Origin of the sequence: Corynebacterium sp. USCH3 (genome assembly GCF_037619475.1) — a bacterium.
Taxonomy (GTDB): Bacteria; Actinomycetota; Actinomycetes; order Mycobacteriales; family Mycobacteriaceae; genus Corynebacterium.
In genome coordinates this window covers 102,170-115,745 of sequence record NZ_JAQPZT010000003.1, presented here as the reverse complement: position 1 = coordinate 115,745, position 13,576 = coordinate 102,170, and the positions used below count along the sequence as shown (strand labels likewise).

The following is a 13,576-nucleotide window of genomic DNA, read 5'->3' as shown; positions in this document are numbered from 1 at the left end:
CGGGAACATCGAATGACCGACACGACCCACGTCCCCACGTCCCGCCTGAAGGCCGTCGACGCCACCATCGGCTACGACCAGAGGGTGATCTCCACCGACCTGTCCGTGGAAGTCCCCCACCAGGCCTTCACCGCCATCATCGGCCCGAACGGCTGCGGCAAGTCCACCCTGCTCCGCGCCCTGGCGCGGGTGCTCTCCCCGGTGAAGGGGTCCGTCCTGCTCGACGACAAGCCGATCTCCTCCTACGGTGCGAAGGAGGTCGCGCGGCAGCTCGGGCTGCTCCCCCAGACGTCCCTCGCCCCGGAGGGCATCCGCGTGGCGGACCTCGTCGCCCGCGGCCGCGCCCCCTACCAGTCGCTGTTCCACCAGTGGTCCAGGGAGGATGAGGCCGCCGTCAAGGAGGCGCTGGAGTCCACCCGCACCGACGTCCTCTCCGGCCGACTCGTCTCCGAACTCTCCGGCGGTCAGCGTCAGCGCGTGTGGGTCGCGATGCTCCTGGCCCAGCAGACCCCGATCATGCTGCTCGACGAACCGACGACGTTCCTCGACATCGCCCACCAGTATGAGCTGATGGAGCTGTTGCGCACCTTCCACGACGACGGCAAGACCGTCGTCGCCGTCCTGCACGACCTCAACCAGGCCTGCCGGTACGCCGGGCACCTCATCGTGATGCGCGACGGACAGATCGTGACCACCGGGGCCCCGTCGGACGTGATGACCCCGGAGCTCGTCGAGGATGTCTTCGGGCTGCGGGCGCTGGTCGTGCCGGACCCGGTGACCGGTACCCCGAATATCGTTCCCCTCGATCCCCGCCGTGCGGCCAACGTGGTCGCCCCGGTCAACCCCTCCCACGAGGCACAGCACCGGGACGCGTCCGTCGACGACCGCGCTACGGCCGACTCCGTGGGGCGTCGCTGACGACCTCCCACGGTTCAACGTCACCCGGCACCACCGTGAGCAGCGGATGCGGCCGGAGACGGTCCTGGTCCGGAAGCTCCGGTAACCATGCACTGTCGCGGTGGGCGACCTTCCTGCGCAGGTGTGCCAGTTCGTAGTCCAGTTGCCCGTCGGTCACCGGAATCGGTGTCGTCTCCGACGGATCGGAGGGAACACGGATGCGGGTCCCGTCGAACCGGTAGCCGCGGGCCGTCGCCTCCTCACGCAGACCGGTGAGGAACGCGCCGACCGCCGTCGACGGGTCCGGGTGCGCCCGGAAGCGGACGAGCTGCGGATGGGACGTGTACCCCCTCGTCTCACCCGCCAACACCTTCTGGGCCAGCAGTGCTTCCCGCCAGCACGCCACCAGCGCGGCGCGGTCGAGGAAGCACGGGTGAAGACTCCACAGTCGCATACCCTGCGATCCTACGCCGTCCCCTCCCCCGGGCCGGCATCCCTCCTACACGGACACCGAACGACGCTGCTGGTCCTGCAACACACGCGCGAACGTCGCGAACTTGGTGGCGGTCTCCCGGTGCTCATCCTCCGGCACCGAGCCCTCGACGATCCCGGCACCGGCGAAGAGCTGCGCCCGACTGCCGGTGACCACCCCTCCACGTAGGGTCAGGGCCCACTCCGCGTTCCCGTCCGCGTCGACCCAGCCGACCAGACCGGAGTACATGCCACGGTCAAAGTCCTCGAGTTCGTCGATCACGCCTCGTGCCGACGCCGTCGGCCAGCCGCAGACCGCGGGCGTGGGGTGGAGATCGTACAGCATCCGCATCACTGCGCCCGGTGACCCCGTACCGGGCAACCGACCGGTGATCCTGCTGCCCAGGTGGAGGATCACCGGTGTGGAGATCACGCTCGGGGTCTCCGGGACCACCACATTGTCCGCATGGTCCCGGAAGACGTCGCCGACCTGCCGGACGACGAGGCCGTGCTCGGCGCGGTCCTTCGGGGAGGCCAACAGACCCCGGGTCAGCTCGCGGTCACGCGCGGGATTCCCGCGGTCACGCGGAATCGAACCGGCCAACGGGGCACTGGTGACGGCACCACGTCGGCTGCGGAGGACGAGCTCCGGACTCGCACCGACGAGAATCGGGTGGGCCTCACCGCGGAGACCGCCGTCCCTACCCGCGGGCTCCGCGGCCGTGAGGTCTGCACGGTAGATGTAGGCGTGCGGGTTGGCCGTACCGAGGTCGGCGGCTATCCGGTCGACGTCGAAACCGCCGTCGGCCTCGAGGGACATCGTCCGGGCAAGGACGACCTTCTCCAGTTCCCCGGCACCGATGCGGTCGACGGCGCGGGCGACCGCCCGGCGGTAGGACGGCGAGTCCGGCACCCGCAGTTCATCACCGACGGCGTGCTGCGGTGCCTCGGCCGCGGTCTCTGCGGCCGTCCCGACGGGAGCATCGACGAGGGCCGAACCCTGACGCCAGGACACCTCCTCCGGGACGTACAGGACGGCGGGCCGGCCTGTGTCGAAGGGGATGCAGCCCACCACGGGACCGTCATTCCCGGCGTGGACGAGAAGCGACTCGACAGCCTCGGCGACGCCCGCGCCGTCCCAGGACGACGGGTCGACCGCCTGCTTCACACCCCGGGCGGACAGACGGTACTCGGGGGTGGAGAACTCGAACACCGTACTGTCGGTGTTCAGGTCAGCGCTGGCTGGCACCACCATCGACGGTCACCTCCTGGAGGGTCATGTGACGGGCCCCGTCACTGGCGAGAAAGACGACGACCGACGCGATGTCGACCGGATCCGCGATGCGTCCCAACGGGATACCCGACTTGTAGATCTCCGGTTGGCCGGCGACCAGAGACTCTTCCGTGCCGAGACCGTCGATCATCGGGGTCCGTGTGGTGCCGGGGCAGACTACGTTACACCGGACGTTGGACGGCCCCAGTTCCAGGCCGAACGACCTTGTCACGCTGCTGGCGGCCGCCTTCGACGCAGCGTAGGCCGCCATCGACGAGCGGGGCACCGTGCCCGCGTTGGAAGCGACGGTGACGATCGAGCCACCACCCCGGGCCGCCATCCTGGGCCCGAGCGCCCGGCAGAGTGCGAACACCCCGAACGCGTTGACGGCGAACTGGCGATCCCAGTCACCGTCCGATGTCTCTGCGCCGGGACCGGTCGCGATGACCCCGGCGCCGTTCACCAGGCAGTCGACCGGACCGACCCGGTCCCAGGCCTCGCGGACGACCTCCTCGACACTGGCCGAGTCCGACACATCGAGCCCGACCCGGTACAGACGCCCGGGGGACGTCTTTTCGGCGGGGAGAAGACCGGTCGGGTAGCTGATGTCTGCCGCGGTGACGCTGTAGCCCTGTGCGCACAGCAGGTCGACCACGGCGGAGCCGATACCACCTGCCGCACCGGTGACGAAGGCGTGAGGTGCCGCGGAAGCGGGGGCAGAAGGCATGTCAGGCACCCGCCACGACCGTACCGGTGGCCCGGACGTCGGCCGTCAGGCCCGCGACGACACCTGCGGTGTCAGTGACCTGTGCGCACCGTGCCGCAGCGTAGTTCAGCGCCCCGCGGTGGTCCGCCTCCGAGAAGTCGGCCAACGCGTCGGCGACGAGAAAGGGCTTGATGTCGCGCATGAACGCCGAGGTCGCCGTCGCCAGGCAGCCGATGTGCGCGTACACACCGACGATGATGAGCTGGTCACGGCCGTCGGCGGCCAACTGCGACTCGAAGTCCGACCGCGAGAAGGCGTCGTAGCGCCACTTTGTCAGGACAGTGTCACCGTGCCGCGGGGCCAGCTCACCGACGACCGCTTCGCGGCCGTCATCCGTCAGTCCGGGGCCCCAGAAGTCGCCCAGCAGCCCGCGGTCGGACGGATCCTGGTTCGGGGGCTGGGCAGTGTAGTAGACCGGCACACCGGCGGCGTCCGCGGCAGCGCGGACGGCACGGATGTTGTCGATGACCGCGGCCACCATCGGCGACCCCGGGCCGAAGGCGTCGATGAAATACTCCTGCATGTCGTGGATGAGGAGAGCTGCGTGAGGGGCGTCCAACGCCCAGTCGGCGCGGTTACGGGGCAGGGAGCCTGCGCCCGGGAGCGGGTACGGTGCAATGGTGGGGAGCACGACGTCCTCCTTGAGGGAGATGTGTGAGGGCAAGTCGCCGTCGGGGACAACGACCGTAGCGTACCCTACCCTGTCTTGGCGTATGGCAGACCTATCTATGGGATTTTTCACAACGCCGACGTTATGCCCCGCCGTCACACTTCCCCGTGACACACCGCCCGGACGAACACAGACGACCGCCCCCACCCGTGTTCCACGGGTGGGGGCGGTCTCAGTTCATCCTGCGCGTCGTAGCGCGCGGACGGACCCTGTCAGATCAGATCAACCTACTTGGTGATCTTGGTGACACGGCCGGCGCCGACGGTGCGGCCACCCTCACGGATGGCGAACCGCAGGCCCTCGTCCATGGCGACCGGCTGGATCAGGGTGACGCTCATGTCGACGTTGTCGCCGGGCATGACCATCTCGGTGCCCTCCGGCAGCTTCACGACGCCGGTGACGTCGGTGGTGCGGAAGTAGAACTGCGGGCGGTAGTTGTCGAAGAACGGGGTGTGGCGGCCGCCCTCATCCTTGGACAGGATGTAGACGGAGCCCTCGAACTCGGTGTGCGGGGTGTAGGCGCCCGGCTTGGCGATGACCTGGCCGCGCTCGACGTCCTCGCGCTTCAGACCGCGGAGCAGCAGTGCGGCGTTGTCGCCGGCCTCTGCGGAATCCAGCAGCTTGTTGAACATCTCGATGGAGGTCACCGTGGTCTTGGTGGACTTCTCGCGGATGCCGATGATCTCGATCTCGTCGTTCAGGTTCAGCTGACCGCGCTCGACACGGCCGGTAACGACGGTGCCGCGACCGGTGATCGTGAAGATGTCCTCGACGGGCATGAGGAACGGCTTGTCGGTCTCGCGCTCCGGATCCGGGATGGAGTCGTCGCAGGCCTGCATGAGGTCGACGATGGCCTGGGTCCACTTCGGGTCACCCTCGAGTGCCTTCAGAGCGGAGATCTGGACGATCGGGGCCTCTTCGTCGTAGTCCTGCTCACCCAGGAGCTCACGGACCTCCATCTCGACGAGCTCGATGAGATCCTCATCGTCGACCATGTCGCACTTGTTCAGGGCGACGAGGATGTAGGGGACGCCGACCTGGCGGGCCAGGAGGACGTGCTCGCGGGTCTGCGGCATCGGGCCGTCAGTGGCGGCGACGACGAGGATCGCACCGTCCATCTGAGCGGCACCGGTGATCATGTTCTTGATGTAGTCGGCGTGACCCGGGGCGTCCACGTGGGCGTAGTGGCGCTTCTCGGTCTGGTACTCGACGTGGGAGATGTTGATCGTGATACCACGCTCGCGCTCCTCCGGCGCCTTGTCGATCGCGTCGAACGCGAAGGCCTGGTTGAGCTCCGGGTAGGTGTCAGCCAGAACCTTCGTGATGGCGGCAGTCGTCGTGGTCTTGCCGTGGTCGACGTGACCGATGGTGCCGATGTTAACGTGCGGCTTAGTACGCTCGAACTTAGCCTTCGCCACTGTGATGTCCTCCTGGACTCTTCGGTGACTACGACTTTCGCAGCCACGTGGGTTGTATTTTTCCGGTACCGGGTCCGCCGCTGATCGCAGCGGCCGGAACACCGGAATCTTTTCTTGTGCCGATTACAGCATCGTACAGCGCGTTGGCGGCCGTGACATCCCCGCACCGGAAACAGCGGGACTGAAAGGGCTTCCTGCCTACACGCAGGTGCTGGGTAACGGCCAGCACTCTGCATCCTACTGCAACCTGCGCCGCAGGGAAAACTGCGTGGTGACGGCAGGTTGTGAGGATACCGGGTGCTGACCCCTACCCTCCCGCGGCGGGGCCGTGACACACCGGCTGAACCGGAGGTCTCGAACCCGACCCGGGGAGGCGAGGTCGTCGTCGACGGAGTTCCCGACGGCGACGGGAGGTGGCTAGGCGTTGCCCGTGCGCTCCGCGATGATCTCGGTGGCCACGGAGGAGGGAACCTCACCGTAGGAGTCGAAGATCATGGTGTAGTTCGCACGACCCTGGGTCTTGGACCGCAGGTCGCCGACGTAGCCGAACATCTCGGACAGCGGGACCTTGCCCTTGACGACCTTCGCGCCGGAGCGGTCTTCCATGGCGGAGACCTGACCACGACGGGAGTTGATGTCGCCGATGACCTCACCCATGAACTCTTCGGGGGTGGTGACCTCGACGGCCATCAGCGGCTCGAGGAGGACCGGCTTCGCCTTGGCGACGCCTTCCTTCAGGGCCTGGGAGCCGGCGATCTTGAACGCCATCTCCGAGGAGTCGACGTCGTGGTACTGACCGTCGATCAGGGTGGCCTTGATGTCGACCAGCGGGAAGCCGGCGAGGAAGCCGTACTGCATCGCGTCCCGGACACCCGCGTCGACCGACGGGATGTACTCCTTCGGGATACGACCACCGGTGACGGCGTTGACGAACTTGTAGCTCGCGTCCTCGCCCTCCTCCAGCTCGTCAGCCTCGGGGTTGTAGGGCTCGAACGCCATGATCACCTTGGCGAACTGGCCGGAACCACCGGTCTGCTTCTTGTGGGTGAACTCGACCTTCTCGACAGCCTTACGGATGGTCTCGCGGTACGCGACCTGCGGGGCGCCGACGTTGGCCTCGACCTTGAACTCGCGCTTCATACGGTCGACGAAGACGTCGAGGTGCAGCTCGCCCATACCACCGATGATGGTCTGGCCGGTCTCGTCGTCGAGGTTGACGGTGAAGGTCGGGTCCTCTTCCGTGAGCCGCTGGATGGCGACGCCCAGCTTCTCCTGGTCGGACTTGGTCTTCGGCTCGATCGAGACCTTGATGACCGGCTCCGGGAAGTCCATGGACTCCAGCAGGATCGGGTCGTTGATGTCACACAGGGTGTCACCGGTCGTGGTCTCCTTGAGACCGATCATCGCGTAGATGTTGCCCGCGTGAGCCTTGTCGACCGGGTTCTCCTTGTTGGCGTGCATCTGGAAGAGCTTGCCGACGCGCTCCTTCTTGCCGGTGACGGCGTTGAGGACCTGCTGGCCGGGCTCGACGTTTCCGGAGTACACGCGCACGAAGGTGAGCTTGCCGAAGAACGGGTGAGCGGCGATCTTGAAGGCCAGGGCGGAGAACGGCTCGTCGTCGCTGGGCTTGCGGGACATCTCGACATCGTCGTGGCCCGGCTTGTGGCCCTGGATGTTCTCGACGTCCAGCGGGGACGGCAGGTAGTCGATGACGGCGTCGAGGACCGGCTGGATGCCCTTGTTGTGGTAGGCGGTACCACACAGCACCGGGTAGATCTCGGAGTTGATCGTCATCTTGCGGATGGCGGCCTTGATCTCCTCGAGGGAGAGCTCCTCACCGGCGAAGTACTTCTCCATCAGAGCCTCGTCGGACTCGGCGACGGACTCGAGCAGCTTCTCGCGGTACTCGGCGGCCTTGTCGGCGAGATCGGCGGGGATCTCCTCGTAGGTCGGCTCAGCGCCGACCTCGACGCGGCCGCGCCAGGTGATCGCCTGCATGGTCAGCAGGTCGACGACACCGTCGAAGTCGTCCTCGGCACCGATCGGCAGCTGCATGACCAACGGCTTGGCGCCGAGACGGTCGATGATGGTCTGCACGGTGAAGTAGAAGTCGGCGCCCAGCTTGTCCATCTTGTTGACGAAGCAGATGCGGGGCACGTCGTACTTGTCGGCCTGACGCCAGACCTGCTCCGACTGGGGCTCGACGCCCTCCTTGCCGTCGAAGACGGCGACGGCGCCGTCGAGCACACGCAGGGAGCGCTCGACCTCGACGGTGAAGTCGACGTGACCCGGGGTGTCGATGATGTTGACCTGGTTCTCGTCCCAGAAACAGGTGACGGCGGCGGAGGTGATCGTGATGCCACGCTCCTTCTCCTGCTCCATCCAGTCCGTGGTGGAGGCACCGTCATGCGTCTCGCCGACCTTGCGGTTGATGCCGGTGTAGTAGAGGATGCGCTCGGTGGTCGTGGTCTTACCGGCATCGATGTGCGCCATGATGCCGATATTGCGGACCTTCCTCAGGTCCTTCTGCACTTCTTGTGCCACAGTCTATTCCCTCAATGTAGTCGGAATGTCGTAGATGATTGTGCCATCGACCGGGCGACCACGCAGGTTCTACACCGGCCGGGGAGGGGCCCGCCGTGACGGCGGGCCCCTCTCAGGTCACCAGCGGTAGTGGGCGAAGGCGCGGTTGGCCTCGGCCATCTTGTGGGTGTCCTCACGCCGCTTGACGGAGGCACCGAGACCGTTGGAGGCGTCCAGGATCTCGTTGGCGAGACGCTCGGTCATGGTGTTCTCACGACGCTGACGCGTGAAGGTGACCAGCCAGCGCAGGGCCAGGGTGGTGGAGCGACCGGGACGGACCTCGACCGGGACCTGGTAGGTGGCGCCACCGACACGGCGGGAGCGGACCTCGAGGGCCGGCTTGACGTTGTCCAGGGCCTTCTTCAGCGTGAGGACCGGGTCAGTTCCGGTCTTGTCACGGCAGGCTTCGAGAGCACCGTAGACGATACGCTCGGCGGTGGATTTCTTGCCGTCCAGCAGAACCTTGTTCACGAGCTGGGAGACGATGACGTCGTCGTAGACCGGATCCTTGACGACGGGACGTGCGGGTGCGGGACCTTTACGCGGCATTGATTACTTCTCCTTCTTCGCGCCGTAGCGGGAACGGGCCTGCTTGCGGTCCTTGACACCCTGGGTGTCGAGGGAACCACGGACGATCTTGTAACGGACACCGGGGAGGTCCTTCACACGACCACCGCGGACGAGCACCATGGAGTGCTCCTGGAGGTTGTGGCCCTCACCGGGGATGTAGGCGGAGACCTCGATGCCGGAGGTCAGTCGCACACGGGCGACCTTACGGAGAGCCGAGTTCGGCTTCTTGGGGGTGGTGGTGTACACGCGGGTGCACACGCCACGACGCTGCGGCGAGCCCTTCAGGGCAGCCGTGGCGACCTTGCCAGTCTTGTCGTGGCGGCCCTTACGGACCAGCTGCTGGATAGTAGGCATAAACCGACTTTCTGCTTGTTCGTGTCCTGCCGAGACCCCGGGGCTCTTCCGGTAGCTCTGCCGGGGAGACCCTTGTGGTCGGACGAGACCTTCTTCGAGATCATTTCCCTGCTGTTCACGAGCGTCTTTGTTTTGAACGTGCCGAAACCCCTCAGCCGCTCTCGCTGGCCTACGGGGTAGAAGTTCAGATCGGCCGGAAGACCGGCAGACGCGTCCTGATAAGTGGGACTGTGGCCTGACACTACCCGACACGCCGCATACCACCAAATCCCGTGGCCTCGCCCCCGGCCACGCTGAACCGGGTGACTGTCCACGCCGGCGGTACGACCGTACCAGCGCGGCACCTGTCGTTCACCTGTACGTCGGCCTCGCCCCACAACCTCCGGGGCCCGGTATGGGTCGCGTGTACCATCTCCTCCCCCGTCCCCGCCCCCGGCCCCCTCCCCTCCCCTGGGGCGTCCGCCGTCCGCACCCGACGACGAAGACGAGGAGGCCCGACCCCCGCGAGTTGCAGGGGCCGGGCCTCCTCGTCTTCCGGGGGAACCTCACCCGGTGACGGAACCGATCAGTTCAGGTCGATGTCGTCCAGCGGGACCGCGGCACCGGTGAACTCGCCGTAGGCGTCGTCACCGTAGAAACCGTCGCCGAAGGTCGACGGCAGCTGGTACGCGGCCGCACGTGCCTCCTCGGTCGGCTCGACCGCGATGTTGCGGTACTTGGAGATACCGGTGCCGGCCGGGATCAGCTTACCGATGATCACGTTCTCCTTGAGGCCGATCAGCTTGTCCGACCGCTTGTTGATCGCAGCGTCGGTGAGCACGCGGGTCGTCTCCTGGAAGGAGGCGGCCGACAGCCAGGAATCGGTGGCCAGCGAGGCCTTGGTGATACCCATGATCTCGGCACGCACCTCGACCGGACGTCCGCCGGTCTGCACCGCAGCCTTGGACGCGGACACGGCATCGGCGTGGTCCACCAGGGAACCCGGCAGGTACTCGGTCGATCCGGAGTCGATGACGGTGACGCGGCGCAGCATCTGGCGCACGATGATCTCGATGTGCTTGTCGTGGATGGCCACACCCTGGTCGCGGTAGACCTTCTGGACCTCGTTGATCAGGTGCTGCTGGACGCCGCGGCGACCCATCACGCGGAGAACCTCGTGCGGGTCCGCAGAACCCTTGAGCAGCTGCTGACCACGGACGACGCTGTCGCCCTCCTTGATCTGGCGTTCGAAGTCGCCGACCTTGATCACGGCGAGGCCCTGGCGCTTCGACAGCTTCTCGTACACGACCTCGTCCGAGCCGTCGGCCGGGATGATGGTCAGCGTGTAGAAGTTGTCGTCGTCCTCGATGCGGACCTTGCCGTCGACCGAGGCGATCGGAGCCTTGGCCTTGGGCACGCGGGCCTCGAACAGCTCCTGGACACGCGGCAGACCGCCGGTGATGTCTCCACCGACACCACCCTGGTGGAAGGTACGCATCGTCAGCTGGGTACCCGGCTCACCGATCGACTGTGCGGCGACAATACCGACAGCCTCTCCGATGTCGACCTTCTTACCGGTCGCCATGGAACGGCCGTAACAGGTGGCGCACACACCGGTGGCCGTGTCACAGGTCATCACAGAGCGGACCTTGAGGGTCGCGACGCCGGCGTCGACGAGCGTCTGGATCTCCGGGTCGCCGAGGTCCTGGCCGGCCGGGATGACGACGTTGCCAGCGGCGTCCACCGCGTCGGCGGCGAGGAAACGGCCGGTGGCGGCCGTCTCCACGAACTCCGCCCGACGGAAGCGTCCGGTCTCGTTGCCCTCGGCGTCCAGGACGGCCTCGGCCAGCGGGATCGTGACACCCTTCGAGGTCTCACAGTCGTCCTCGCGGACGATGACGTCCTGGGCCACATCGACCAGACGACGGGTCAGGTAACCCGAGTCGGCGGTACGCAGCGCCGTGTCGGCCAGGCCCTTACGGGAACCGTGGGAGTTGTTGAAGTACTCCAGCACCGAGAGGCCCTCACGGAAGGAGGTCTTGATCGGGCGGGTGATGTAGTCACCACGCGAGTTCGTGACCATGCCCTTCATACCGGCCAACGTCCAGATCTGACGCATGTTGCCGGCCGCGCCGGACTTCACGATCATCGGGATCGGGTTGTCGTCCGGGTACAGCTTCTCGACGGACTCACCGACGAAGTCGGTGGCTTCCTTCCACAGGTCGACCAGGGAGTTGTACCGCTCCGTCGCGTTGATCTTGCCTCGGGCCATCTTCTTCTCGATGACGCGGGCACGCTCCTCGTAACGGTCGAGGATCTCCTTCTTGTTCGGCAGGACCAGCACGTCGTGCATGGTGATGGTCACACCGGACCTGGTCGCCCAGTAGAAACCGGCGTCCTTGAGCTTGTCCACGGTCTGGGCGACCGTGATCATCGGGTACTTCGCGGCGAGGTCGTTGATGACCGCGGCCTGCGGCTTCTTCGCCATGACGTCGTCGACGAAGGGGTAGTTCCAGGGCAGCAGCTCGTTGAAGAGCACGCGCCCCAAGGTGGTTTCGGCGAGCCAGACCTGGCCCTTCTGCCATCCGTCGGGGAACTGCTCGGCCTCCACGTCCTCCGGGGGACGCAGGTGGTCGATGCGCACCTTGATCGGTGCCTGCAGCCCCAGGACGCCGCGGTCGCGGGCCATGATGGCCTCGGACAGCGTCGAGTAGACACCGCGCTCCGGGCCGTTCTCGTCGGCCGGGGTGTAGGCACCCTGACCACCGATCTCGTCCACGGACTTCTGCAGCGTCAGGAAGTACAGACCGGTCACCATGTCCAGACGCGGCATGGCCAGCGGCTTACCGGACGCCGGGGACAGGATGTTGTTCGACGCGAGCATGAGAATGCGGGCCTCGGCCTGAGCCTCGTCGGACAGCGGCAGGTGGACTGCCATCTGGTCACCGTCGAAGTCGGCGTTGAAGGCCTCGCAGGCCAGGGGGTGCAGCTGGATGGCCTTACCCTCGACGAGCACCGGCTCGAAGGCCTGGATGCCCAGTCGGTGCAGGGTCGGTGCACGGTTCAGCATCACCGGGTGCTCGGCGATGGCGTCCTCGAGCACGTCCCACACCTCGGGACGCTGACGCTCGACCATGCGCTTCGCCGACTTGATGTTCTGCGCGTAGGACTTCTCGACCAGACGCTTCATCACGAAGGGCTTGAACAGCTCCAGGGCCATCTGCTTCGGCAGACCACACTGGTGCAGCTTCAGCTGCGGACCCACGATGATCACCGAACGGCCGGAGTAGTCGACGCGCTTACCCAGCAGGTTCTGGCGGAAGCGGCCCTGCTTGCCCTTGAGCAGGTCAGACAGCGACTTCAGCGGGCGGTTGCCGGGGCCCGTGACCGGACGGCCACGACGACCGTTGTCGAAGAGGGCGTCGACGGACTCCTGCAGCATGCGCTTCTCGTTGTTGACGATGATCTCGGGGGCGCCGAGGTCCAGCATGCGCTTGAGACGGTTGTTGCGGTTGATCACACGACGGTAGAGGTCGTTGAGGTCGGAGGTGGCGAAACGGCCACCGTCGAGCTGCACCATCGGGCGCAGCTCCGGCGGGATCACCGGCACCGCGTCGAGCACCATGCCGGCCGGGTCGTTGCCGGAACGCAGGAACGCGGCGACGACCTTGAGGCGCTTGAGGGCGCGCAGCTTCTTCTGGCCCTTGCCGTCGCGGATGATCTCGCGCAGCTTCTCCGCCTCGGCCTCGAGGTCGAAGGAGCGGATGAGGGTCTGGATCGACTCCGCACCCATGCCGCCGGTGAAGTAGTCCTCGTAGCGGTCGACGAGCTCGGTGTAGATGCCCTCGTCCACGATCATCTGCTTCGGGGCGAGCTTGACGAAGGTGTTCCAGATCTCGTCGAGACGCTCGACCTCGCGCTCGGCACGCTCACGGATGTGGCGCATCTCCCGCTCAGCCGCGGTCTGGACCTTGCGCTTGGCGTCGGCCTTGGCGCCGGACGCCTCGAGCTCGGCCAGGTCGGCCTCGAGCTTCTCCGAACGTTCCGCCAGCTCGGCGTCGCGGTCGTTCTCGACCTCCTTCTTCTCGACCAGCATCTCGGCCTCGAGGGTCGTCTGGTCGTTGTGGCGACCTTCGTCGTCCACGGAGGTGATGATGTTCGCGGCGAAGTAGATGATCTTCTCGAGATCCTTCGGTGCGAGGTCGAGCAGGTAGCCGAGGCGTGACGGCACGCCCTTGAAGTACCAGATGTGGGTGACCGGGGCGGCGAGTTCGACGTGGCCCATACGCTCACGACGGACCTTCGACTTGGTCACCTCGACGCCGCAGCGCTCGCAGATGATGCCCTTGTAGCGGACACGCTTGTACTTGCCGCAGGCGCACTCCCAGTCGCGGGTCGGACCGAAGATCCGCTCGCAGAACAGACCGTCCTTCTCCGGCTTCAGGGTGCGGTAGTTGATGGTCTCCGGCTTCTTGACCTCGCCATGGGACCAACGACGGATGTCGTCGGCGGTCGCGAGACCGATACGCAGTTCGTCAAAGAAGTTGACGTCCAGCACGTGGGACTCCCTTTCCCCTCCGTCTTCATACGGAGGG

The 13,576-nt window shown here is 66.3% G+C and carries 10 protein-coding genes; 1 reads left to right on the top strand and 9 read right to left on the bottom strand.

What is annotated here, in order from left to right; genetic code table 11:
- The first annotated feature begins 12 nt into the window (after window positions 1-12).
- Window positions 13-918, top strand: coding sequence for an ABC transporter ATP-binding protein (locus tag PQI66_RS06685; protein WP_339996952.1), 906 nt, complete (start codon window positions 13-15; stop codon window positions 916-918).
- On the opposite strand, the gene PQI66_RS06680 is transcribed toward PQI66_RS06685, so the two are convergent.
- The 9 genes from PQI66_RS06680 to PQI66_RS06640 all read right to left on the bottom strand — a co-directional run bounded on the left by PQI66_RS06680 (window position 890) and on the right by PQI66_RS06640 (window position 13,539).
- Complete coding sequence (locus PQI66_RS06680) at window positions 890-1,351, bottom strand: pyrimidine dimer DNA glycosylase/endonuclease V (protein WP_339996951.1); 462 nt, start codon at window positions 1,349-1,351, stop codon at window positions 890-892. The two genes, PQI66_RS06685 and PQI66_RS06680, sit on opposite strands and share 29 nt — an antisense overlap.
- Before the next feature lie 45 nt (window positions 1,352-1,396).
- Window positions 1,397-2,623 (bottom strand): isochorismate synthase, encoded by a 1,227-nt coding sequence (locus tag PQI66_RS06675; RefSeq protein ID WP_339996950.1) that lies wholly within the window; start codon window positions 2,621-2,623, stop codon window positions 1,397-1,399.
- Window positions 2,601-3,368: an SDR family oxidoreductase gene (locus PQI66_RS06670; RefSeq protein ID WP_339996949.1), complete on the bottom strand. Its 768-nt coding sequence runs from the start codon at window positions 3,366-3,368 to the stop codon at window positions 2,601-2,603. The genes PQI66_RS06675 and PQI66_RS06670 overlap by 23 nt, the downstream gene beginning before the upstream one ends.
- Before the next feature lies 1 nt (window position 3,369).
- A complete protein-coding gene (locus tag PQI66_RS06665) occupies window positions 3,370-4,038 on the bottom strand; it encodes an isochorismatase family protein (protein ID WP_339996948.1) in 669 nt (222 codons plus the stop codon).
- A 266-nt stretch (window positions 4,039-4,304) separates the two neighbouring features.
- On the bottom strand, window positions 4,305-5,495 hold the full coding sequence (gene tuf / locus PQI66_RS06660) for an elongation factor Tu (RefSeq protein ID WP_339996946.1): 1,191 nt from the start codon (window positions 5,493-5,495) through the stop codon (window positions 4,305-4,307).
- Between the two features lie 417 nt (window positions 5,496-5,912).
- On the bottom strand, window positions 5,913-8,039 hold the full coding sequence (gene fusA, locus PQI66_RS06655) for an elongation factor G (protein ID WP_339996944.1): 2,127 nt from the start codon (window positions 8,037-8,039) through the stop codon (window positions 5,913-5,915).
- Between the two features lie 117 nt (window positions 8,040-8,156).
- Window positions 8,157-8,627, bottom strand: a complete 471-nt coding sequence (gene rpsG / locus PQI66_RS06650; protein ID WP_339996943.1) for a 30S ribosomal protein S7 — start codon at window positions 8,625-8,627, stop codon at window positions 8,157-8,159.
- A 3-nt stretch (window positions 8,628-8,630) separates the two neighbouring features.
- Window positions 8,631-9,002 carry a 30S ribosomal protein S12 gene (rpsL, locus tag PQI66_RS06645; RefSeq protein WP_339996942.1) on the bottom strand — a complete coding sequence of 124 codons (372 nt, stop codon included), beginning with the start codon at window positions 9,000-9,002 and terminating at the stop codon, window positions 8,631-8,633.
- A 565-nt stretch (window positions 9,003-9,567) separates the two neighbouring features.
- Window positions 9,568-13,539, bottom strand: a complete 3,972-nt coding sequence (locus PQI66_RS06640) for a DNA-directed RNA polymerase subunit beta' (protein ID WP_339996941.1) — start codon at window positions 13,537-13,539, stop codon at window positions 9,568-9,570.
- Window positions 13,540-13,576 lie beyond the last annotated feature (37 nt).

What these genes read in the sequence shown, in the direction of transcription:
- PQI66_RS06685 (WP_339996952.1), top strand. Translation starts at nt 13, where the DNA reads ATGACCGACACGACCCACGTCCCCACGTCCCGCCTGAAGGCCGTCGAC.
- PQI66_RS06680 (WP_339996951.1), bottom strand. Translation starts at nt 1,351, where the DNA reads ATGCGACTGTGGAGTCTTCACCCGTGCTTCCTCGACCGCGCCGCGCTG.
- PQI66_RS06675 (WP_339996950.1), bottom strand. Translation starts at nt 2,623, where the DNA reads ATGGTGGTGCCAGCCAGCGCTGACCTGAACACCGACAGTACGGTGTTC.
- PQI66_RS06670 (WP_339996949.1), bottom strand. Translation starts at nt 3,368, where the DNA reads ATGCCTTCTGCCCCCGCTTCCGCGGCACCTCACGCCTTCGTCACCGGT.
- rpsG (WP_339996943.1), bottom strand. Translation starts at nt 8,627, where the DNA reads ATGCCGCGTAAAGGTCCCGCACCCGCACGTCCCGTCGTCAAGGATCCG.
- rpsL (WP_339996942.1), bottom strand. Translation starts at nt 9,002, where the DNA reads ATGCCTACTATCCAGCAGCTGGTCCGTAAGGGCCGCCACGACAAGACT.